Here is a 21,504-nt window from a genome sequence, read left to right on the forward strand (position 1 = left end):
TCTCCTGGACGTGATCGCTCATGTGGGGATGCAAGGCGGATCTTCGCCTTGTGCTGTCTGAAGACATCACCAAGGTCACCGCCTGTGAGCTGCCGAAGGACAGCCGAGGATTCAGCGAAGCTGCCGGAGGAGTGCTTCGCGCTCGGCGACGAACCGCCCACGGGGGAACTCCTGCGCGTGGGTGTTCAGCAGCCGGAGAGCCTCGACGTTCGCCGTGACATTGCGGGCCTCGATGGCCCTCCGAGCCTGGTTGATCAGGCTCCGCTCGCGCTCCGCGCCGGTCGGTCGAACGGCGCTCGCCGGAGACGCGGGCCGGCGATCGGTCGTCGTTGAGGGAACGGGCGTGCTGCTCGCCACGGCCTGCACGCGCGCGCTTCCTTGCGCCCTCGGCGACGACATCCCGGGCGCGATCGGCGCGGCCGGTGCTGCGGCGCTGTGCGCGCGTTCTCCGCCGGCGGGCGCTGCGGCGCTTTGCGCGCCGTCTCGCGCAGGGGACGCCGCAGCCTCCTGCGTAGCGGGCGGGGTGGCAGGGACCGCCGCCGCCCCGTACCACGATTGCAGATCGGGCAGGGACGACACCGAGGAGACGAGCGCGCCGGTCAGCACGGCGAGCGCACCCTGAACGACGATCCTCACGGCCAGGCGGCGTAGCGAGGCCACCCACGACGCGCGGCGGCCGAAGCCCAGTGCGAGCGGCACGCAGAGGCGATCGTCCCTTCCCTGCGAGCGCTCCTGCGCCTGCCACCGCTCCCGCTGCACCCGGAGCTCCTGGTGCGCCCGCCAGTGTCGCGTCCTCACCGTGTCCAGCGGAAGTCCCTGCTCGGCCGCGATCTCAGCGAGCGGAACCTCTTGAAGGTCGTGCTTGATCACGACATCCCGGTACTTGGGATCGAGTTGGTCTATCAGCTCCCGCGTGAACTTTTCCCGCTGCCGTCTCCGGAGCAGCTCTTCCGGCGTGGGGTACTCGTCTCGGATCTCGCACTCATCGAACGACGTCAGCACCTCGCCGCGGCAGCGTGCGTCACGGACGTGATTGCGCGCCTGGTTGATGGCGATCGTGACGCGGTACGGCGCTGGGTCTCCCCCCGGGTCGAGCCGCTTATCGGCCTCCAGCCCGCGCAGCAGCGCATCCTGAGCGATATCCTCGGCGTTTCGCTCCGGCACGCCGTGGCGCCTGGCGAGGCGCCGGAAAAGCTCGAAGCCGGGGAAGACGGTCGGTGGCTTGCCCACGGTAAGCAGCACACTTGAGCGGGCCCAACCGCTTCAAAAAAAAGACCTAACGAGCAACTTTGGTCGGATAATGTAAGCCAAGGTGTCATCTTCAACCACGCAAAAGCGGGTCTAGAGGACGACTGAGCACATTCCGTCATACGACCGCCAATTCTCGCCCAAACGGCCGAGGCGTCGCGATTTCTGGCGGTTGACGCCGAACGGCCGGCGTCAGTACCGTCCCTGGATGCGTTGCATTGCGCATTCGCTCTCGATATTTCTCACGCTCGGGGTCGCAACAGGCTTCCCGACCTCGGCCAGCGCCGATGATGCCCCTCCGAAGGCGCAACAGACTTCACGGAGTCTGCCAGCTCCGCCGATGTCCCCCTCGAAGGCGGGACCGAACGACAGCTCGTCGGTGAAGGACCATGTTCGCCGTGCTCAGAGAGCGCGCAATGCCGGGCGGTGGAGCGAGGCATACGCTGCCTACAAGGCTGCTTTCGACGCCGCGGACCCGACGACCAGCACCGAGCGAGAGCGGGCGGAGATCGCCGGCGAGCTCGGCCTTTGCGAGGTCGCGTTGCACAAGTATCGCGATGCGGCCGAGCACCTTGCCAAGGGCCTCGAACAGCGCGAAGCGCTGCCGGACGCGCTCGAGCGACGATTCCAGGCAGGGCAGCGCGAGGCTGTGAAGCGCGTCGCTACGCTCGTGCTCTCGGTGGATCCGCCCGACGCCGAGGTGCTCATCGACGGTGAGCGCATTGGACGGACCGCGCGCACCTATACGCTCTTCTTCGACCCGGGGGACAAACACATGGTGCGGGGCCGTGCACCGGGCCACGCGGACGCGTTTCAGGGGTTCCTTGGCGTGGCGGGCGTGGAGCACGAGATGACGATGGAGCTGTCCCGCGCGGCGGCGGGGAGCGCCACCGAGGCGAGCAGCACGAAGGACACCGCGCCAGCGACGCCGCCCGCCCTACGCACGTTGCCCGCTGCGCGCGCGAAGGCTCCCAGCCCGTGGGCCTCCTGGCCGGGGACGCTGCGCATCACGGGGATTGCCGTCACGACGGCTGGCGTGGCGGTGGGCACCATCCTCATGATCCACGCGGGCAAGCTCGATGACGACCTGAGCGCCCGGCGTGACTGGCTCCAAAGCGAGCCGTCATCGAGCACGTCGATGTGCTGGCACGCGCCTCGGAACTCGCCATGTGGCGAGCTGGCGCGCCTGCAGGACGCGCGAAACACGTTCGGCCGCGCCGGTCTGGCCACGGTGATCACGGGCGGTGTCGTCGGTGCCGTGACCGCCGCGTCATTCTTCACGGACCTCTCTTTCCTGAGATTCAAGCCGGCTCAGGATCGGGTCAACGTATCGCCCGTGGCGAATGGGAACGAAATCGGCGCGCGAATCGAGGGGGTATGGTGAGCACGCGGGGGGCCGAGAGAATGGGTCCGCGGGCAGACCGAGGCGCCGTGACGTCGGTCGTTGCTCTCGCAGTCTGCGTGTGGGGAGCTAGCACGCTGACAGCTTGCGCTGCCTATTCCGAGGATTGCTCGGAAAAGCTGGCGTGTGCTCCCGATCTGGAGCACACGCTAGACCCGTGCGCGGGAGAGCCCGGCACAGCGCCAGCGCTCGACAAATGCGGCGTGTTCGTCAGCGAGCAGGGCGACGACAACAGCCCCGGAACCAAAGGAGCGCCGGTCAAGACGCTCCAGCACGCGATCGGGCTCGCCGCGCACGGGCGAGGCCGCGGCGAGACGCCGACCCGGCGCGTGTACGCGTGCGGCGGGGTGTTCGAGGAGGCGATATCGCTCCCCCAGGGAGTCGACCTCTGGGGCGGCCGTCTGTGTGCCGGCGGCGACTGGTCCTACGGAGGGCCGCTCGACGGGCAAAGCGCGTTGACCGTCATCGCTCCGCCCGTGGGGATCCCGGTGCGGGTCCTCGGCGGGGACGACGCGGTCAACGCAGGGAACGACGCGACGTCGGTGATCTTCGGCGTGCGCGCCGTGGCGGCCGACGCCTCCGCGAGCGACCACAAGTCGTCGATCGCGATGCTCCTGAGCTATGCAGCCAGGGCAATCGTGCGGGAGAGCGAGATCCTCGCAGGCGACGGTAAGGATGGAGAGCCGGGCGAGGATGCGCCGAGCTACCGCGCGAACGCCGGCGCGTTGGGGAACGACGGCGTGGATGCGTGTACGGAGAACATGGCGCCGGGCGCCCTTCCGGTCGTGACCGTGTGCGGCGAGGGGATCGAGTCAACGAGTGGCCAGGGGGGCGATGGAGGCCTCGAGGTGGGCGATGATGGAACGTCAGGACTGCCGGAGCCGGTCGAGATTCCGGACAATCGCGGCTCGGCTGGCACCGGCGCGTCCAGCATGCCGTGCACGGTTGGGGGCCGCGGAGCAGACGGTGCCGACGCGGAGCGCGCTGCCGGAGCGGCAAGCGCTGGCCTCCTGGGCGTCGAGGGATGGGTCGGCGCCCGCGGGAAGGACGGGAAGCCGGGCGGCGTCGGTCAGGGCGGCGGCGGGGGTGGCGGTGGCAAAGGGCGCGACCCCATGAACGCGTGTCCGGCGGGTCGGCCCCAGGGCGGTGCGGCCGGCGGATCGGGGGGCAGCGGCGGCTGCGGTGGCAAGGGGGGCAAAGGTGGCGATTACGGCGGTGCGAGCATCGGGATTGTGGCCTTGCAGGGAAGTGACCTCACGGTCGAGGACAGCAAGGTCCTCGGGGCCAAGGGCGGCAATGGTGGGGTCGGCGGAACGGGCCAGTGGGGCGGATTAGGCCCCGATGGCGGCCACGGTGGGCACAGTCTTGGGCCCGACTGGTCGCGAGGCTGCGCCGGCGGCGGTGGCGGCAACGGCGGCCGCGGGGGCGATGCCGGCGGCGGTCTCGGTGGCCACTCGCTCGGCATCGGCTCCGTGAGCGCCACCGTGACCCTTGGGTACAAGGCGACGGTCTTGCCCGGCCAAGCCGGCACCGGCGGGCTCGGCGGCAATTCAACCCCGGAACGCCCGCTCGGCAAGGGGAACGATGGGACTGCGCAGTTCTGGTACCGGTTCGATGCGCCAGACCCGGAGCCGCCTCAATGAACCGCCCGGTGCTGGCGGCGCACGTCCGGAGACGCCCATGAGGAAGACCACCGCTGCTACCTTCGTCCTTCTGTTGTCGCCGTGGGCCACTGGCTGCGGAACTGCTCCCGGCGTGAACGACCCTGGAGTGACGCCGTGTGAAGGCACCTCGTGCGAGAACGAGCCGCCTCCCGAGTCGGTCTGCGTCGAGCACGTCGCCGCCGGAATCCTCGACGACGGCTGCGGCGTGTTCCTCGCCGGAAATGTCGGTGGCGGCGACGACAGGAATCCCGGCACGAAGGCGAAGCCGGTGTACACCGTCGCGCGCGCGATCGAGCTCGCGCGCGCTGGACGGGGGCGCGTGTTCCTCTGCAACGAGGGATTCGTGGTGGATCAGATCAAGGTGCCATCCGGCGTGGACCTCCTCGGGGGTTTCCACTGCCGGAAATGGGAGCGCGACCCCCTGCTCCCGCGGACCCAGTTTTCTCACGCTAGTGTCTTCGGCCCTATGGTGATCGTCGAGCCCGCGAACCCCGAGGACAGCGGGGCCGCGGACGGGGTGTCGACGCTCGCCGATCTCTACGTCCGGTCGGCGGGCCAGGTCGGAGTGCTCGTTCAGTCGAGCACGGCGATGGAGATCCTGCGTAGCGAGATCTCCGCCCGCGGTGGACTGAGAGGGGAGGCTGGCGAGAAGTGGCAGACCTCGCAACCCACCGGACCGGATGGCATGTTCGGTGGGGACGCTTGCTCGGCGGCCGTCGTCGCCGGCGGCCCTGCGGTCGTGAACCGGTGCGAGAGCGGGCTCACGAGCATCGGTGGCAAGGGAGGCGATGGGCTGCCCGACAGCGCCGAGGATGGAAGCGACGGGGAGCCCGCCGACCTTTTGCCGCCCGCACGCGGTGGTATCGGGGAGCGGGACAACGTCAGTTGCAGCAGCGGATCCGAGGGGGGCCCGGGGGCTCCGGGGACGCAGGGCGCGCCCGGCAAGGGCATCGGGCGCCTCACCGAGGCAGGATGGGAGGGCGACACGGGGGCCGAGGGGACCTGGGGCACGCCGGGCCAAGGCGGCGGCGGCGGTGGCGGGCGCTGGGGCGGGCTCGCCGTGTGCGGTGTGGGCTCCAAGGGAGGCCCAGCAGGCGGCTCGGGAGGGGCCGGCGGCTGCGGAGGCCGAGGAGGCCGCGGGGGAGCGAACGCACCGCCGTCCATCGGCGTCCTCGTGCTTCACGCCCGGGTGACCGTGCGCGACACCAAGATCACGGCGGACTTCGGCGGCAATGGCGGCGACGGCGGGGAACCCCAGCGCGGCGGCATAGGCGGCCGAGGCGCACCGGGCGGAACGCTCGGGGATGAACTCGCCGCCTGTTTCGGCGGCCGAGGCGGCCAAGGAGGGCCAGGCGGCTACGGCGGCCCAGGGCGCGGCGGCGACTCCATCGGCATCGCCTACCTCGACGAAGACCAGCTCACGCTCGAGGGCGTCACCATCGAGACCGGACAGCCGGGCAAGGGCGGCATGAGCTGGAACCACGATGGCAGCACGACGGTGGGAGAGAGCGGCGAGGTCCACCCGACGCTTCGCTTTCCCGAATAGCCGAGGTCACGTCCCGGCGAGGACGGCGCAGAGCTCCACGACGGCTACGAGTGAGCTTCGGAATCCGAGTCCACGAGCCAGCTATCCAGGAAGCTGGAGGCCCAAGCGACCATGGAGGCCGGCGGCTCGCCTTCACCGTCCCACGAAGCGACCAGCGCTTCGAGCTCCCGTTTGGCAGCCATGGCGCGGAGAGTCTCCGACGATTCGTCGTGCGGGCGCATGCGCGCAAGCTCGTCCAGCATCTTGTCCTTGTGCAGAAAGCCATCCGTCGACGCTGACAAAAAAACCGCTGCCGACTGTCGTTCTGACTCCGGCAATCTTCGAACCATCGCAGGCCACCTGAGAGTCCATCCAATCTGGTGATGCGCCCGGAGCACAGTAAGCACCGCAACGAACCGTTCCGTGAGGCTGCTCTCATCGACCTTTGCACGGGGTGCCGGCACTTCGGACGGCGATGGCTTCACCCATGTGTAGCGATCCGAAAACAGGCAGTCGTATAGCCTGACTTCCCCCGGAATCCGCAGGTTCGTCGCCACCTCCGGCACGAGTACGGTTCCGACCTCTGGCGGCATGCGCTCGCAACCAAACGTTGCTTCGATCTCGTGGGAGATCCAGTCCGCGTACGGCTGCTCGTCAGGCGACAGATCGAAGGTGACGTATCGCCGGGTTATGGTGACGGTCCTTGGGCTTTCATGGTCCGGGTTCGAGATGTGCCAGGGATCGAGCGGGCTTCGAGACACAATGAATAGCATACCCCGAAAGGAGACCGTGAAAGAGTCCCTTAGCTCCTTCACTATTTCGATCGTGCGCGGACTGTGGATGATGTAGTAAGGAGCCAGAAAGCTCACTTCAAACGAGAGCGTTCGGCCGGCAGACTGTGGAATATTGATCGTGAAGGAATAGCAACCATCGCAGCCGCCGCTGTGGAGATGTAGCGACTGATCCGTGAGCATGCCGGGGAAGCGTTCTCCGATCCGACGCCGCATGGCGTGCCAGCGCTTGTCCTTTGAAGCCTGGATCCGCGCGGCCACTAGCCGGGCGTGCTCTTCGGTCTTGTTGCGGAGCTGTTCGTCGACATCGTCGGTGATTCCAACCCCACGGGGGTAGTATCGGTAGACAATGTCCAGTAGTTCGGCAAGGCTGTGTTTCATGGATTCTGGAGTCTGGCGCCGAGGGGCTTGTAAAAATCGCTCTCAAATTGCTCTGTTATTCTAGCCTTGAACGTCCTACAGAATATACCAGGAGGGAGGTTCTCGCCGTCATCCTTTTTGTACACTTCATCCGCTGACCAATTCGCCACATCAGCGCTGATAGTGGCCGCCCTCTCCGCCGAGATCTTCCCCCAAACCACGCTTTGCAATGGCATCCCAATGTAAACCATGCACGCATCGTCGCCCTCTTGATTGTGGCCGAAGAACAGATATGCCTTTGCCTCCTGCCAACCACCCGCGACTGCCCCATCGTAGGCGACGATGGTAACAAAATCGAAAGCCCTCGGGTCGATTAGTTTTTTGCCTGTGCACCCCATGGTCGGAGCGCCGCTCTGCTGGCAGGGGTCTGGCGGGCTCGTCGGGCTAGCTGTCGGCTTCTCCGAGCTGTCACTCGGGCGCTCCTCGTCGTCTTCGTCTTCGAGATCCGACTCGTTGCACGCGATCTTGCGCTCGCCGCCACCTTGCGGGTCGGCCCCGAAGTCACCGGATGCGGCGGAGGTGTAGATGGGGCGGGGCTCCGAGCCTGGACCGGCACCTGCACCCGAAGTCCTTTCCTCGACAGGATAGCAGTCGCCGAACGTCCAGTTGCACGCCGCCAGCGTCCAAACCGATATGGTCACGATCAGCAACAGAACTCTTCTCGCGTTCATTTCTCACTCCATCGAAGCACAGGACCAGCAACAACGACGACGGACACGTAGCCCGGGAGCACCAGGCTGCCCCGACCGACCCAATCCACGTTGACGCTCACCGACACTCCCAGCGGTCCGGCAACGTACGCGTTGGTCTGCGCGTGGCCGCCTACGGCCAAGCCAGCGACGTGGCCGCACAAGGTGACGCCGCACGCCGGCATGACGTAGAACGCGACCGATGGCCCCGCGATGATGTTGCCGTCCTTCCACGCGTACCCGATGTCAACCGAGGTCTGGTTGTAGACCCCGGGCCCGTCCTCCTGGGTCGGGGGTAGGATCGTGCACAGGTCGTGCACCGTGAACAGGATATCTCGCTGGATGGGCCACGATATGCCAGCGTGCGGCCCCACCGCGAGGCGCGGAACGGTACCGGCTTGGAGCCACCCGAGGCTTATTCCGGCGCTCAGCTCGGATGCGTCTGCCTGTGTCGGAACGACACTGAGCAGGAGCGCGAACACCGCCCACGATGAGAGCTGCCGGCCTGTCGTCCTCATCGTCTCTCCCCCCATCTTCCGAAACACACGAGCAACGTGGCGACGCGGGCCATTCTTCTGAGGACAGGATTGGGCGTCAAACGGAATCTAGACAAGGACACCGCCATGGACGTGGGTCGTACCGTCCAGAGCGTGCGCCAGTGCGCCGCTGCCTGCGCGGCTCCAGTGCTCGTCAACCTGCCGGCATCGGCTGCCGGTCCAGGTCGCCGTGCGAGTGGGCTAGCCGCCGCGCGGCTTGGGCTGCACGACGTCGCCCGCGAGCGCGACGCGCCGCGGGCACGCCGAGCCTTGACACGGTCACGCGAGCACAGCGCTCGCCACCAGCATGGACCAGAGCCCGACCAGCAGACGAGCGTGCGGCGGCGCTCGCCTCGCCGTCCGCGGCCTCCCATCGCCGACGCTGAAACCCACCGCGGCGTTCCGGACCGAGGGCGAAGCCAACCGGCGGCTGAGGTGCTCGCCGAGCGCGCCGGGCGCTTGGAGGCCGCCCGAGCTCGTTGCCGACGAGGAGCGCCCCACGGCCGAAACCGCACGGAATGGACGCAGTTCCGTTGGCAGCGTGCGCCGATGTGCGATGGAGATGACCCGGGGCCGCCGATGACCCCCACCGCCACGGCACGGCCGCACCCGCGATCGCAGCCGGTCCTGGTGCACCCCTCGGTGTCGCCTCCGCGAGCGGCGCCGAGGGGGCGCTCAGAACTACCAAATCGAGCCCTTCGTTTTCCCCGTTTTTCGGCCCCTCAGCGGCGCTTCCAAGAACACCTAACCCCGCGACATCGCTTGATGTTCTTTCCGGGCGCGTACACCGGTAGTTCGTCGCGAACTACCGGGAGCGCAGAACTACCGTTTCGGGCACCTTCCGGCGGCGTCGGTCACGGTTGCGAACGAACCCAACACGGATGGAGGTACATCATGACACGAGCGGCTCTCGCCCGTGTATCGGCACCCCTTGCTCTTCGTCAGGCGGACAACGGCACGCGCGTGGTCGAGAGGACATTCCCGGACGTGCCAGCCCGAAGATCGTGCCCCCCGAGGGGGCTTCCCCGACCCACCACGCCAACGGCGACGCTCGCGATCCCGCTGGACGGGCTCACGCTCACAGCGCCGCAGCCGGAGATGCTCTCGCAGAAGAATGTCGAGTCGGTCACCGGGATCCCGGCACGCGTCTACCTCGACACGATCCGCGGACCGGGATTCCCGCTCCCGGTCACGAGGCTTGGCAAGCTGCGCATCGTCCAGCGCGAGGCGTTCATCGCCTACCTCCAGTCGCTGGCCAGTGACCCGGTATCACGACGTGCCGCGGAGGTGGATGAGCGCACGCGGGTTGCCTCCGTGCTGGCCTCTGCCGGCCTCGAACCTATCCCATGTCCGCGCACCGGCCGGGCGAGCGCTCCTCCCGCAGGTATAAGCCGTGCTAGGCTGCCGCCGAAGTAGAGCGGGCCCGCTCGGCGCTACCAACGCCGGACGGGCCCTTGATCGACCCCCGCATCACCGGAGACCGACCCATGACCGACGTACCCCAGCGACGGGCGCGTGCCAAGCGCTCGCCGTCGTTCCCTGCCTCATCCCTCTCTGCACCAGCGTCAACCACCGACCGGCGTCCGCGTTCGAACCGCTCCGGCGGGCGCCCTTCTCCAGTGGCAGAGACAGCTGCGCCCGCCGCAGACTCGCCGAGTTCGGCGAGCATGACGGCGCTATCGAAGCTGGCGGCCCGCGCGCCCGGCAGGCCCGCAGGAGACAAGCGCGCCAACGGCTCCGGGTCCGTCCGGCTGCGCGGGAAGATGTGGACCGCGCGCCTCAGCCTCGGCGAGGCCGGTCGACCCACGTTCAAGTTGCCGACGTGCCGGACCGAGCAAGAAGCCAACGCGCGCCTGGAGGTGCTGTCCGACCTCGCGGGGCGCTTACTCGCTGCCGGGCAGATCGTGCTCGGCATGCCGTTGCTGGAGCACGCTGCGGCGCGTGAGGGCAGCGCGCTCCGCGACGTCCGGCTTGCCATCGATCAGCTGTGTCGGGGCGAAGCGCGCGCCCGCGCAACCGGAGAGACCACCTTCGCGGAGTTTGCCGAGCGCGTTCTTTCGGGGCAGCTTGCCGAGCAGTACCCGGATCATGTGAGGGCGATCCGCAGTGCAGATGATTACAGAGGGAGATTGAGCCACGTACTCGACGTGCTCGGTCCCGTCCCTCTCGTGCGCCTCACGCTCGACCATGCCGACCGCGCGATGTCACTGCTGCCCGGACACTTGGAGCCTGCCTCGCGCCGAAATATCGCGATGGTCATTCACCGCATACTGACATTGGCTGCCTATCCGGCGCGCCTCATAAGCAGTAATCCCTTGCCGCGCGGATGGGTCCCCAAGTCAGACGATGGCAAAGCCAAAGGGTATCTGTACCCTGACGAGGACCAGGTCCTCATGAGAAGCCAGGCGATCCCCCTGTGCTTTCGGATCTATTACGGTTTCCTTATTCGAGAAGGCATGCGAGCTGACGAAGCCGGACAGCTGGAATGGTCGGATGTGGATCTTGAGCGCGGTGCAGTCGTTCTCGATGAGAACAAGACCGATGATCCCCGCGCCTGGGCACTCTCGCCTGATGTAGTGCGCGCGCTTCGAGCCTGGCGGGCCATCTGTGCGGAGGATCAGCAGCGTGTCTTTGTGGGGAAGTGGGGTAACGCATTGCCGGGTCAAAACGGGGCAGCGCGCTTCAGAGACCACCTCCGACGCGCGGGCATCGCTCGGCCTGAGCTGTTCGAGACGACCGATGCGCGGCTGAACATCCGCTTGCACGACACCCGTGCGACCTTCATCACCAGCAACCAAACCGAATACAGGTAAAGTCACAAAGGATTCAACCCCCAGCGAGCTGCCGGTCGTTGCCGCAGAGGCGCTGCTGGCGTTGGCACGGTGGCTGCGTACACGGTCGAGCGACGCGCCGTGTGAGCGGCGAGGTCCGGGAGGGACGGTGCCACATGCCCCAGCAGAGGACCACCGAGGAGCATCTGTGGGCGACGCTGACGCCAGAGAGTCAGGCGCAGCTCGTGAGCGTCCTCAGCAGCATGCTGAGCCGTTGCCTGGCGGCGCACCAGGAGGCGGCCGATGACAACCATGGCAGGGTCCTGCACGAGCATCGAGGCGCGCCCGACGAAGCTCAGCAGCCGCCACCTCGATCGGCTTGCAATCGTGTACATACGCCAGTCATCGGTGTACCAAGTTCAGCACAACCAAGAGTCGACACGACTGCAATACAGCCTCGAAGCGATGGCGCGGGGGCTCGGTTGGCAAGCGGAGCGGATCCTGATACTCGACGAGGACCTCGCAACCTCGGGGGCTTCGGCGGCGGGGCGCCACGACTTCCAGCGGCTGTTGGCCGAGGTCGCTCTGGATCACGTCGGGATGATCCTGGGCGTGGAGATGTCGCGAATCGCACGCTCGAACAAGGACTGGCACCAGCTGCTCGAGCTATGCGCTCGCTTCGGCACCCTGATTGCAGATTTAGACGGTCTCTATGACCCGTCGCAATACAACGATCGACTGCTGCTGGGACTGAAGGGGACGATGTCCGAGGCCGAGCTACACATCCTGCGTCAGCGGCTGCTCCAGGGCAAGCTGCAGAAGGCGCGCCGTGGAGAGCTGAGCAAGCCAGTGCCCTCGGGCTACCTGCTGCAGGCCTCCGGCGAAGTGGTCCTCGATCCCGATGAGTCAGTCAGGGCGGTTGTGCGCTTCATTTTCGAGCAGTTTGAACGCCTCGGCAATGTGCGTGCCGTGCTGTGCGCGATGGTCGAGCAGGGGCTCCAGATCGGCGTGCGTCGTCGAACCGGGGCAGACCGCGGTGGCCTTGAATGGCACCGTCCCCATCGTGGCATGGTGGCGAACATGCTTCGCAATCCGATCTATGCGGGAGCCTATGTGTATGGCCGTCGCAAGACGGACCCACGTCGGCAACAACCAGGCCGCCACGCGACGGGGCGCACGCCGTTCGTGGAGCCAGCGGACTGGCAGGCCTGCGTCCGTGATCGCCTTCCGGCGTATATCAGCTGGGAGCAATTCGAGCGTAACCAGCTTCGCCTAAAGACTAACCGTACGCAGGCGGCCTGGGGCGCCGTGCGGCGTGGGAGCGCCTTATTGCAGGGGCTCGTCAAGTGCGGGCGCTGCAACGTGCGAATGTCGGTGCAGTACGTCTCATGCAAAAAGAACGGACGTCTCTACCCGCGTTACGTCTGCAACGACGAATCGGTTCACCATGGTGGTCGGCTTTGCACCAGCATCTCAGGCCCCTGTGTCGATCGGGTGGTTACGGCGTTGGCGCTTTCGGCGTTGACGCCGGTCGCGCTGGAGATCAGTCTGCGGGTTCGCACCGATCTCGAGCAGCAGCGTACGCAGCAGGAAGCCCTCTGGCAGCAGCGCCTCGAGCGTGCACGCTACGAAGCAGAGCGCGCCGCTCGGCAGTATAGGAGCGTGGAGCCAGAGAACCGGCTTGTAGCCCGCACGCTTGAGCGAACCTGGGAGGACGCGCTCCGCTCCGAGCGCGAGTTGCGCGAAGCGTACGAACGGCACTCTCAGCAGGCGCCTCAACACCTGACGACCGAGGACCTCGCTGCTATCCGTGCCCTTGCTACAGATCTGCCTGCGCTTTGGAACGCGCCTACAACGACGGTTATAGAGCACAAGACTGTGTTGAGGCTATTGATCGACCACGTGGTCGTCACGACCGAAAACGACACGTCGTGGATGGATCTAATCGTGCATTGGGTCGGTGGGCATCAAACACATCAGCGCATCCGCCGCCCCGTTCACAACCTGGGCAAGACGGGATACAAGGATGCGCTTATGGCGACGATCTACGACCTGCGGTGCAAGGGGCTCACGGCAGAACGGATCGCCAAGCAGCTTAACGCAGACGGCTGGATCACTCCGACACAGCAAAACCAGTTCAACGGTCGATTGATCTTCGCGATGCTGTCTCGCTACGGCTCCGTCCCCCGGGGGCCCAAGCCGCCGCCGAGGAACGCCGAAAACGCCTGGTGGGTTGCGGACCTGGCTCGCGAGTTGAAGATGCCCGTTGTCACCCTGCATGGGTGGCGCCGCCGTGGCTTGGTGCAAGCTCGCCGGATCGAAGGGCAGTGGGCAGTAATCGTCGACAAGGTGGAGCTACGACGGCTTCGTCGACTCCGTCGTGAACACCCTTTACCGCCGAGCAGGAAGGCCTCGAAAAGAATGTGACAGGAGTTGCATCATGCGTGGTCGATCACCATCAAGCTCGCGAACGGCCGCACGGAGACGTGGATCTCCGACCGGACCGGCCACAGCTCGAGCGACCAGATTCACAACTACAAGCGCGCTGCGCGCAAGGTCGCGGAGCTTGCCCTGGGCGACTTCGCTCCCCTGGATGAGGCGATCCCTGAGCTGAGAGGCAAGGGAGGTTCGGTCGGGGGAGGCGCTCCCGCGCCTTCTGGACCGGCTACGCGAGCGGCGCACGCGGAAGCCGCCCTCACCCCGGCGCAGACCGGCCAGGCACAAGCCCGGCGCGACGTCGCTGCCCCCGCCACGGCGGACGCGGATGCACCCGAGGGCGGCCGGTTGGGCCCGCGTTGGGCCACACCGAAAGCCAGGGGTGTGGAGCCTCGATCAGAACCCATCGAAATTATTGAAATTATCCCCGATCGCTCCTTCGTACCAGGGAAGTCCTTGGGCGACGGCGCTGGCGCGGAGGAACGAACGGCGGAGACTTTGACAATTCTCAATGGCTACACGGGACGCGGGCGGCTGAACCGTCTTCCGGTGTGGCCCGACGCGAGCCCAACCGGCCGCCTTGTGATCTCCGGTATGGACGAAGGTCACGCCCCCGGCCCACGAGGCCCTGCCGCCCGCGTTGCTGCTGCTGCCCGCGCCGGTGCCGCCGCCTGTGCCGGCACCCGAGCGCCACGCTCGCGGCGATCGGGTGAAAGCTGCGGGCGTGCTGACCCCTCTACGCGAGCCGCGGTTTCGCCAGCGCTGCGGGCGTGCCGAGCGGGGCGCCGCCGGGCCGATCACAGAGGAGTCCGAAATGAGGCGCCCACGCGCTCGAGGCGACCGACGGCCGCGCTGAACAATTCTTCCCGAGCGCGATCGTGCAGGCGCGTGCGAAAGTCGCGAAACCGATCTGCACCCGCCGCGTAGCACCCTCGAACCACGCGCCACTGGCCATCGCGAGCCGACGCGGGCGCCCGCGGCCGCTCCGGTCTCCAGCGCGTTGGAGGAACGATCGCTGCACGCCGCTCGCCGCGGCGAGGGCGATCCAGTTCGCGTCATCTCATTCACTGCTTCTGGAGGATCGTCATGAAGATTCGGCGTCGCACGCTGTCGGCCATGTCCCTTGTCCTGACCCTCGCCGCTGCTTGCAGCGATGGCGGAGGCGGCGATACCACAGGCGCCGGCGGCATGGGCGGGGGAGGCGCCGGCGGATCTGCTGGCGGGGATGCGGCCACGAGCTTCGAGGTGACCATCGAGAACGTGACGCCCGCGCGGGATTACCGGGTGGCCGGCGTGTTCAACACGCCCGTGGGCGAGAGCATGCCCGGACCGCTCTTCCCAGAGAAGAGCTTCGAGTTCCGCGTCGGCGCCCTGCCAGGCGACAGGCTGTCGTTCACGACGATGTTCGGGCAGTCGAATGATCTGTTCTATGCGCCCGATGGCGCCGGGATCGCGCTGTACGACGAGGCGGGCAAGCCGGTGAGCGGGGACGTGACCGACCAGGTCCTGCTGTGGGACGCAGGCAGCGAGGCCAACGAGGAGCCGGGCGCGGGGCCGAACCAGGCGCCCCGGCAGAGCGGCCCGAACACGGGCGCCAAGGACCCGGACAACACGGTGCGGCTGGTCCAGGATGGCTATACCTACCCGGCGGTCGAGGAGGTCATCCACGTGATCGTGACGCCGGAGCCGGGCAATGAGTTCACGATCCGGATCACCAACATGTCGGAGGTGGGGACGCTGATGCCCGAGGGCGGAGAGCCGGCCGCCGTGCCGCTGTCGCCGGGGCTCTTCGTGGTGCACACGATGGAAAACCCGCTGTTCACGGTCGGGCAGGCGTACCCCGGTAACGGGCTGGAGGCGCAAGCCGAGGACGGGAACCCGATGATGCTGCACGAGGGGGTCATGCCCCGCGCGGGGCTGACCTCGCCGGCGGCGCCGGGCGTCGCGGTGGTGCACGGGGCCGCAGCGCCGCTGTTCAGGTCGGGCGAGGCGGACCGGAGCAAGGGACTCGGGATGCTGGCCGAGGACGGGAACCCGACCACGCTCGCGGAGTCGCTGGAGGCCGAGGTCGGGGGCGAGAGCGGGCTCTCGTCGGTGCTGGTCTACGACACGCCCGTGGGCGCCTCGATGCCGGGGCCGCTGCTGCCCGGCGCGAAGTTCAGCTTCAGGGTGACCGCGCGGCCCGGCGAGCGGCTGAGCTTCGCGTCGATGCTGGGGCAATCGAACGATCTGTTCTTCGCCCCGAGCGAGGAGGGGATCGCGCTGTTCGACGCGAGCGGCGAGCCGGTGAGCGGCGATGTCTCCGACCAGGTCTCGATCTGGGACGCGGGCACCGAGGCCAACCAGTGGCCCGGCGTGGGCCCCGACCAGGCGCCGCGCCAGGCCGGGCCGCAGATGGGCGCCGACGATCCCACGGACCGGGTGCGCTCCGTCGATGACGGCTATCTGTATCCTGCGGCCAACCAGATGCTGAAGGTGACCATCAGCCCGGCGCGGTAGCGGGGACCACGAGCGGCAGCGCTGGCTGCTGAATCACGGCCCCGGGGACGCCCGGGGCCGTTCACGCGTGACCTCCGAGCAGGTGGAACGCTGACCTGTCGCGCGCTGGTCGCGAGGTCGCGCATGCTACCGTCCGTTCCGATCATGGAAGGCTCGATCCTCCGGCACATCGTTGCAAGCGATGGGACGCGCATCGCGTGGCACACGCACCAGCGCCCAGGCGACGAGGTGCAGCTGCGAGATCGAGCGCCTGTCGTCCTCACGAACGGCCTCAGCACGACGGAGAACTTCTGGAAGCACCTCGTCAGCGCGCTCGCAACGACGACCCACCTGGTCCACTGGAGCTACCGGGGCCACGGGCAGAGCGAGACGGCGCGCTCGGGCGACTACGCCATTCCGACCCACGCAGACGACCTTCTCCGGGTGACGGAGGCGGTCCGTGCTCGTAGTACGTTCGCCGGCGCGCCGGTGCACATCGCCTTTTCCATGGGCGTCACGGTGCTGCTCGAGCTCTACCGCCGCCGCCCTGATCTCGTGCGCGCGATGGTGCTCATCGCCGGCGGCGCCGATCACCCCTACGCGTCGAACGCCGCCTTCCGGATCCCCGGCGCGCGCGCGGCCCTCCGTGTGGCGCTACGGACGGCGGCCCCCATCGTCCCTCGTATTGCGCCGGTCGTGCGCCGCGTCACGGCGTCCAAGGCCCTCTTCCCCCTGGGCCAGGCCGCGGGCGTCTTCGGGCCCGAGGCGCCTCGCGAGGAGCTGGAGCATTTCCTCCGCGCCGTCGGGACCATGGACCTTCGCGCTTACTGGGAGTCTCTGCGGTCGTTGATGGAGGCACGCGCGTCGGACGTCCTCCCCCAGGTGCGGGTGCCGGTCCTGGTGATCGCGCCCGAGCGCGACGTGATGGCCCTGCGGGCCGATCTCGACGCGTTGCGCCGCCTCATTCCGGGTGCCGAGTGGATGATCGTGCTCCGTACAGGCCACGCGATGCTCCTCGAGGCAGGGGGCGTGGTATCGGCCCGCATACAGGAGTTCTTGCTCGGCCTACAGTAGCCAAGAGCCCATGGGCCAAGCTCCCGCCACCTGCACAGCCGCCTCGCCTGTAGCCGCTCCCTCCTCGCGCGGTGTCGCAGCTGAGCTCGAGCATCGTCCTGCCACGTCGGCGCGCGTGGCAGCGGCGAGAATCGCCGCGGGTCGATCCGCCGCCCAGCTTCGACGACCCGGCGCACATCGCCTCACGGCGATCGAACACCATGATCCGGGGGGCGACTGGGATCCTTTCTTGAACACCCCGTCGAACCAGGAGCACCCGGCCGGCCACCCCCGGTGAGCGGCTCGGGCCTGTACGCGCTGGCGCACTTCTTCGGCCTGGGGGAGCTGTCTACGCCGCTCGTGGGGACCCTGGCGGGTGCGGCACCATCGAACCGCCCAGGGCCGACCCCGGCCAACGCGCAGTCATCCTGGCCCGAGCAGCCCCGCGATCCGCTCCACGCACACCGCCGGAACCCCGCGCTCCGCGCTGTCGTGGCGCATCGTCGCCGCGTGCCCCCCGTCGTAGACGACCACCTCCCCGCCCTCCAGCCCCCCGCAGATGCGCGCGAACGCGTCCTCGCGCGGCCGCAGCGTCAGCACGCGCAGCCCGGGCCGGTCGGGGATCCGGAAGGAGACCGGCTCGCTCGGGAGGTGGTGCGCGGCGAGCTCTTCATGGATCGCGGACGCCGGCACGCCCCGCAGCGCGCCGAAGCTCGCCGGCAGATCGAGCGGGCGCTCGATCGGCGAGTCGAGCGCTAGGCAGTCGACCGCGGGGTGCAGCCCGGCGACGATCATCGCGCCGAAGTTGCCGTGGGACGCGGCGAGCAGCGCGGCGCTGCCGGCGCCCAGCCGCGCGCACAGGTGGTCGATCGCGCTCCAGAGCAAGATCGCCTCCCAGCGGCCGCTCGTCACGAGCGGCTGGCCGCGCGGGTTGCGCACGCCTACGTACGCGATCGCGTAGAGGCCCGCGACGCCGCGCTCGGCCAGCGCCGAGACCAGCGCCGCCGCGGCGTCCGGGCCGGCGCGGAAGCCGGGCACGAGCACGATGGCCCGCCGGGCCTCGCCCACCTGCATGCAGGTGAGCTCCGCGAACGGCCCGTCCGAGCGCGGCAGCGGGACGTCGACGCGCCGGGCGCCGCGCGCCCGGAACACGCGCTCGGCGAGGGCGCGCGAGCCCTCGAGCACCTCGTGCGTGAAGATGTCCGTGGGCCGCAGCGCGCTGTCCGCGGCGGCGAGATCGCGCCAGTGCGCGTAGCGCCCGACCGGCAGCGTCGGCGCGGCGAGCGGCGCGCCCGGCGCGACCGCGATCTTCAGCGCGCGCCCGGCGAAGGCCGGCGCCACCTCGCGCGAGAGCGACGGGAGATCCACGACCGGCGCCGCCAGCGGGAGCGGAAGCGGCGCCTCCCCGCGCGGCCGGAAGGGCCGGTCCGGCGCCTCCTCGGCGCACCGGCGGACGAGCGCGCTCCCGGCGAGGCGCGCGTCCGCGCCCGGCGCCGGCACCACCCGGCCGTCCGCCTCGTCGGTCAGGAACACCGCCTCGTCGTCCGCGTGATCGTCGTCGACGATCACCAGGAACGACGCCACGTCCGGCGCCGGATCGACGGGGAACCACCGCCACAGATCCCGCACGAACGCCCAGCGCCGCGCCGCGAGCGGCGGCTCGGGCCCCCCGGGCAGCGCGACCGCCGACGGGGCCGATGGGCCGGCGGCGAGCTTCCGGCGCGCGTGCGCGACGTAGGTCGACCACGCGGGCCGCTCCAGCACGCCCACGAGGTCCGAGCGCTGCAGCTTGGGGCCCGTGTCGAGCAGCACCCACCCGTCGTCCCAGCAGAGGTTCTTCGGGGAGAGATCGAGGAGGATCCCCTCGCGGCGGAAGAGATCCCCCGCCTCCCCGAGCGCCTCGACCAGCGCGGCGCGCCGCGCCGGATCCAGCTCGCCCGCGAGCAGCTCCGCCTGCAGGGTGGGCCGGGCGCAGAGCTCCTTGGTGATGCCGCGCGCGTCGGTCTCCACGATGGCCGCGGGCCGGAGCGCGCGGAGCGCCGCCGCGCGGCGCGCCGAGAGCGCCTCCACCCGGAGCGCCTCCCGGAAGAAGGCGACGCCCGCCCGCGACCGCTTGTACGCGAGCCGGGCGCCCGTCTCCAGGCAGCGCGCCTCGTAGACCACGCCCACGAGGCCGCTGCCCAGCGCGCCGCCGACCCGCAGGAACCGCCCGCCGACGCGCACCACCGCGCCCTCGGGCAGCGCCTCCGTGGCCTCGACCAGCGCCCGCTTCAGGCGCGGGCTCCGGGTGATGGCGCTGACCAGCCCGAGCTGGCGCGATGTCAGCCGGGGTCGCGCCGGGGCATCCATCCGCGGCTTACTTCTCTTTCTTCGGGAAGAGCGCCTTGCGCAGGTGCTTGGCCGCGTGCTCCAGCTCGACCAGCGCCTCGATGGATTTCACCGTCGCCTGCTCCACGCCGAGCAGCGCGGCCGCCCTGGCCACCGCGGCCTTCTCCGCCTCCGCGTAGGTGCCGTCGGCGCGCGCCACCTCGATGGCGTCGCGCAGCAGCATGCGCGCGCGGAGCCCGCCCTTCTTGAAGCCGGGCAGGAGCACCTCGAGCTTCCCGCTGCGGAAGTCGAAGCCCTCGACCTCGCGGGTCAACGACTCCGGGAGCCCGAGGCGCTGCATGCCCTTGCGCAGCGCCTTGAGCTCGGCCTCGGGGATCTCCCCGTCGGCGCCGACGATGACCTTGAGCGCCTTGAGGTACGAGAGCGCCTGCTCGTCCGAGCTCGGCAGCCGGCCGTACCTCTCCTTCACGCGTGCTTCGTTGATGGCGACCATCAGGCTAGCTCCTCCTTGAGGGGCCCCACCGTATCAGGGCGGCCCGATCACGGGAAGCGCCCCGCTCAGGCCGAGCCGCCGACATCGTCGTGCTCCCGGCGACGGCGTGAAGCGGCGCCTCTCCGGGAACAACGCTTCTCCTCGACGAGGCAACGGCTCCTCACCTCATGCGACGGCGCTCCCCTCGTCGACCCACGCCCGCGCGAGCTCGAGCGTGCGGGCGTTCTCCTCGACGCGCTCGAGGGACCGCGCGCGCCGCGCGGGGTCGTCGAGCTGCGCCGCGGCGTCGAGGAGCCTCGCGCGCCCATCTCGGCCGCCGTCGCGCGGCGATCGACGCGCGGGCGGGGCGCTTCACGGCGGCGTGGCGATACCCTAGCCTGGCCGTGGATCTCCGCCGCGCCGCGAGCGCCACAAGGAAAGAAGGACCATGGCCGTCACCTCTGGCTTCGACCTCACGAGCGAACGCTTCTTCGCCGATCCATTCCCGACGCTCGATCGGCTCCGCACCGAGGCGCCGGTCTACTTCTTCGAGCCGCTGCGGTGCTTCCTCATCACCGCTCCTGCCGATATCGAGGGGCTCGTGAAGGACCCGAGCTTCACCGCGCGGCGGGCGACGGCGATCCTCGGCAGCCTCGGCATGCTCGGCGAGGACGAGCTCTCGAGAAAGACGTTCGACTCCTTGTCGCGGCTCGCCTTCTTTCAGGACCCGCCGCGCCACACGAAGCTTCGACAGCTCATCATGAAAGGGTTCTCTCCGTCGGCCGTCGAGTGGATGCGCCCGCGGGTCGTGGGGCTCGTGCAGCGCGCCGCCGAGAAGGCGCGGCGCGACGGCGAGATGGATGTCGTCTCGGCGTTCTCCGAGGCGGTCGCGCTCAACACGCTCGCCGAGATGTTCGTGATACCTGAGGCCGATCGGCCGCAGTTCATGAGATGGTCGACGGACCTCCTGAAGCTCGCCGGCGGCGGGGTCACCTCGGAGGAGCAGAAGCGGGCGGTGAAGCAGAGCTGCTGCGACATGGTCGACTACATGATGCGGCTCGTCGAGGAGCGCCGGAAGGCGCCGGGCGAAGACGTCGCGAGCAGGTTCATCGAGGCAGAAGGCGGAGACACCGAGCTTGCGGGCGAGGCGGCCATGCAATGCTTCCAGATGGTCGCCGCGGGATTCGTCACCTCCGTGAACCAGATCGCGAACACCGTGCTCGCGCTCCTCAACCACCCCGCCGAGCTCGCGAAGCTCCGGGAGGCGCCGGGCCTCGTCCGCGGCGCGGTCGAGGAGAGCCTGCGCTTCGAGCCGTCCGTGCTCTCCCTCAGCCGCATGTGCGCGAGGGACACGGAGATCCGTGGCACCAGGGTCTCCGAGGGGCAGTTCGTCTTCGCGATGATCGCCGCGGCGAACCGCGATCCCGGGCTGTTCTCCGAGCCGGACCGCTTCGATATCACCCGGCAGCAGAGCCGGCACCTGACCTTCGGGAGCGGCGCTCATTACTGCCCCGGGGCCCCGCTCATCCGGATGGAAGTGGAGGAGTCGGTGCGCGCCCTGCTCTCGCTGCCGCGCTGGGAGCTCGCCGAACCGACGTTGAGCTACGCCGGCTCGAACCTGCAGGACCGCGGGCCGAGCTCGCTGCGCGTTCGCTTCCCCGCAGCCTGAAGCGGGCGGGCTAGCACTACTG

Annotated in this window: 14 protein-coding genes; 8 read left to right on the plus strand and 6 right to left on the minus strand. The window is 68.8% G+C overall.

Annotation, left to right across the window (positions count from 1 at the left end; all coding sequences use genetic code 11):
- Window positions 1-111: 111 nt before the first annotated feature.
- Window positions 112-1,230, minus strand: coding sequence for an RNA polymerase sigma factor (locus WMF39_RS35375; protein ID WP_437740881.1), 1,119 nt, complete (start codon window positions 1,228-1,230; stop codon window positions 112-114).
- 190 nt (window positions 1,231-1,420) lie between these two features.
- Between WMF39_RS35375 and WMF39_RS35380 the strand changes: the two genes are divergently transcribed.
- The 3 genes from WMF39_RS35380 to WMF39_RS35390 all read left to right on the plus strand — a co-directional run bounded on the left by WMF39_RS35380 (window position 1,421) and on the right by WMF39_RS35390 (window position 5,860).
- Window positions 1,421-2,632 (plus strand): hypothetical protein, encoded by a 1,212-nt coding sequence (locus WMF39_RS35380; RefSeq protein ID WP_437740882.1) that lies wholly within the window; start codon window positions 1,421-1,423, stop codon window positions 2,630-2,632.
- A gap of 221 nt (window positions 2,633-2,853) precedes the next feature.
- Window positions 2,854-4,293, plus strand: a complete 1,440-nt coding sequence (locus tag WMF39_RS35385) for a hypothetical protein (protein ID WP_437740883.1) — start codon at window positions 2,854-2,856, stop codon at window positions 4,291-4,293.
- Window positions 4,294-4,330: 37 nt separating this feature from the next.
- A complete protein-coding gene (locus tag WMF39_RS35390) occupies window positions 4,331-5,860 on the plus strand; it encodes a hypothetical protein (RefSeq protein WP_437740884.1) in 1,530 nt (509 codons plus the stop codon).
- Between the two features lie 44 nt (window positions 5,861-5,904).
- Here WMF39_RS35390 and WMF39_RS35395 read toward each other — a convergent pair whose 3' ends face one another.
- From WMF39_RS35395 to WMF39_RS35405, 3 genes are read right to left on the minus strand one after another with little or no spacing between them, the layout of a single operon-like run.
- Window positions 5,905-7,011, minus strand: coding sequence for a hypothetical protein (locus WMF39_RS35395; RefSeq protein WP_437740885.1), 1,107 nt, complete (start codon window positions 7,009-7,011; stop codon window positions 5,905-5,907).
- Entirely contained in the window at window positions 7,008-7,721 is a 714-nt protein-coding gene (locus tag WMF39_RS35400; RefSeq protein WP_437740886.1) for a hypothetical protein, read from the minus strand. Before WMF39_RS35400 ends, WMF39_RS35395 begins: the two co-directional genes overlap by 4 nt.
- Window positions 7,718-8,257, minus strand: coding sequence for a hypothetical protein (locus WMF39_RS35405; protein ID WP_437740887.1), 540 nt, complete (start codon window positions 8,255-8,257; stop codon window positions 7,718-7,720). Before WMF39_RS35405 ends, WMF39_RS35400 begins: the two co-directional genes overlap by 4 nt.
- A 1,685-nt stretch (window positions 8,258-9,942) precedes the next feature.
- Here WMF39_RS35405 and WMF39_RS35410 point away from each other — a divergent pair.
- The 4 genes from WMF39_RS35410 (at window position 9,943) to WMF39_RS35425 (ending at window position 17,034) form a co-directional block, all read left to right on the plus strand.
- Window positions 9,943-11,088: a tyrosine-type recombinase/integrase gene (locus tag WMF39_RS35410; protein ID WP_437740888.1), complete on the plus strand. Its 1,146-nt coding sequence runs from the start codon at window positions 9,943-9,945 to the stop codon at window positions 11,086-11,088.
- 261 nt (window positions 11,089-11,349) lie between these two features.
- Window positions 11,350-13,473: a recombinase family protein gene (locus tag WMF39_RS35415; protein ID WP_437740889.1), complete on the plus strand. Its 2,124-nt coding sequence runs from the start codon at window positions 11,350-11,352 to the stop codon at window positions 13,471-13,473.
- Window positions 13,474-14,568: 1,095 nt separating this feature from the next.
- Window positions 14,569-15,981, plus strand: coding sequence for a spondin domain-containing protein (locus WMF39_RS35420; protein ID WP_437740890.1), 1,413 nt, complete (start codon window positions 14,569-14,571; stop codon window positions 15,979-15,981).
- A 123-nt stretch (window positions 15,982-16,104) separates the two neighbouring features.
- Entirely contained in the window at window positions 16,105-17,034 is a 930-nt protein-coding gene (locus WMF39_RS35425; protein WP_437740891.1) for an alpha/beta fold hydrolase, read from the plus strand.
- A 402-nt stretch (window positions 17,035-17,436) separates the two neighbouring features.
- On the opposite strand, the gene WMF39_RS35430 is transcribed toward WMF39_RS35425, so the two are convergent.
- Both WMF39_RS35430 and WMF39_RS35435 read right to left on the minus strand, forming a co-directional pair.
- Window positions 17,437-19,362 (minus strand): hypothetical protein, encoded by a 1,926-nt coding sequence (locus WMF39_RS35430; RefSeq protein WP_437740892.1) that lies wholly within the window; start codon window positions 19,360-19,362, stop codon window positions 17,437-17,439.
- A 7-nt stretch (window positions 19,363-19,369) separates the two neighbouring features.
- Window positions 19,370-19,834: a TerB family tellurite resistance protein gene (locus tag WMF39_RS35435; RefSeq protein WP_437740893.1), complete on the minus strand. Its 465-nt coding sequence runs from the start codon at window positions 19,832-19,834 to the stop codon at window positions 19,370-19,372.
- 427 nt (window positions 19,835-20,261) lie between these two features.
- Between WMF39_RS35435 and WMF39_RS35440 the strand changes: the two genes are divergently transcribed.
- The gene (locus WMF39_RS35440; RefSeq protein WP_437740894.1) at window positions 20,262-21,482 is read left to right on the plus strand and encodes a cytochrome P450; all 1,221 of its coding nucleotides are present in this window, start codon (window positions 20,262-20,264) and stop codon (window positions 21,480-21,482) included.
- Window positions 21,483-21,504 lie beyond the last annotated feature (22 nt).

This window comes from Sorangium sp. So ce1504, assembly GCF_051521635.1.
In the GTDB taxonomy this organism is placed as follows: Bacteria; Myxococcota_A; Polyangia; order Polyangiales; family Polyangiaceae; genus Sorangium; species Sorangium cellulosum_B.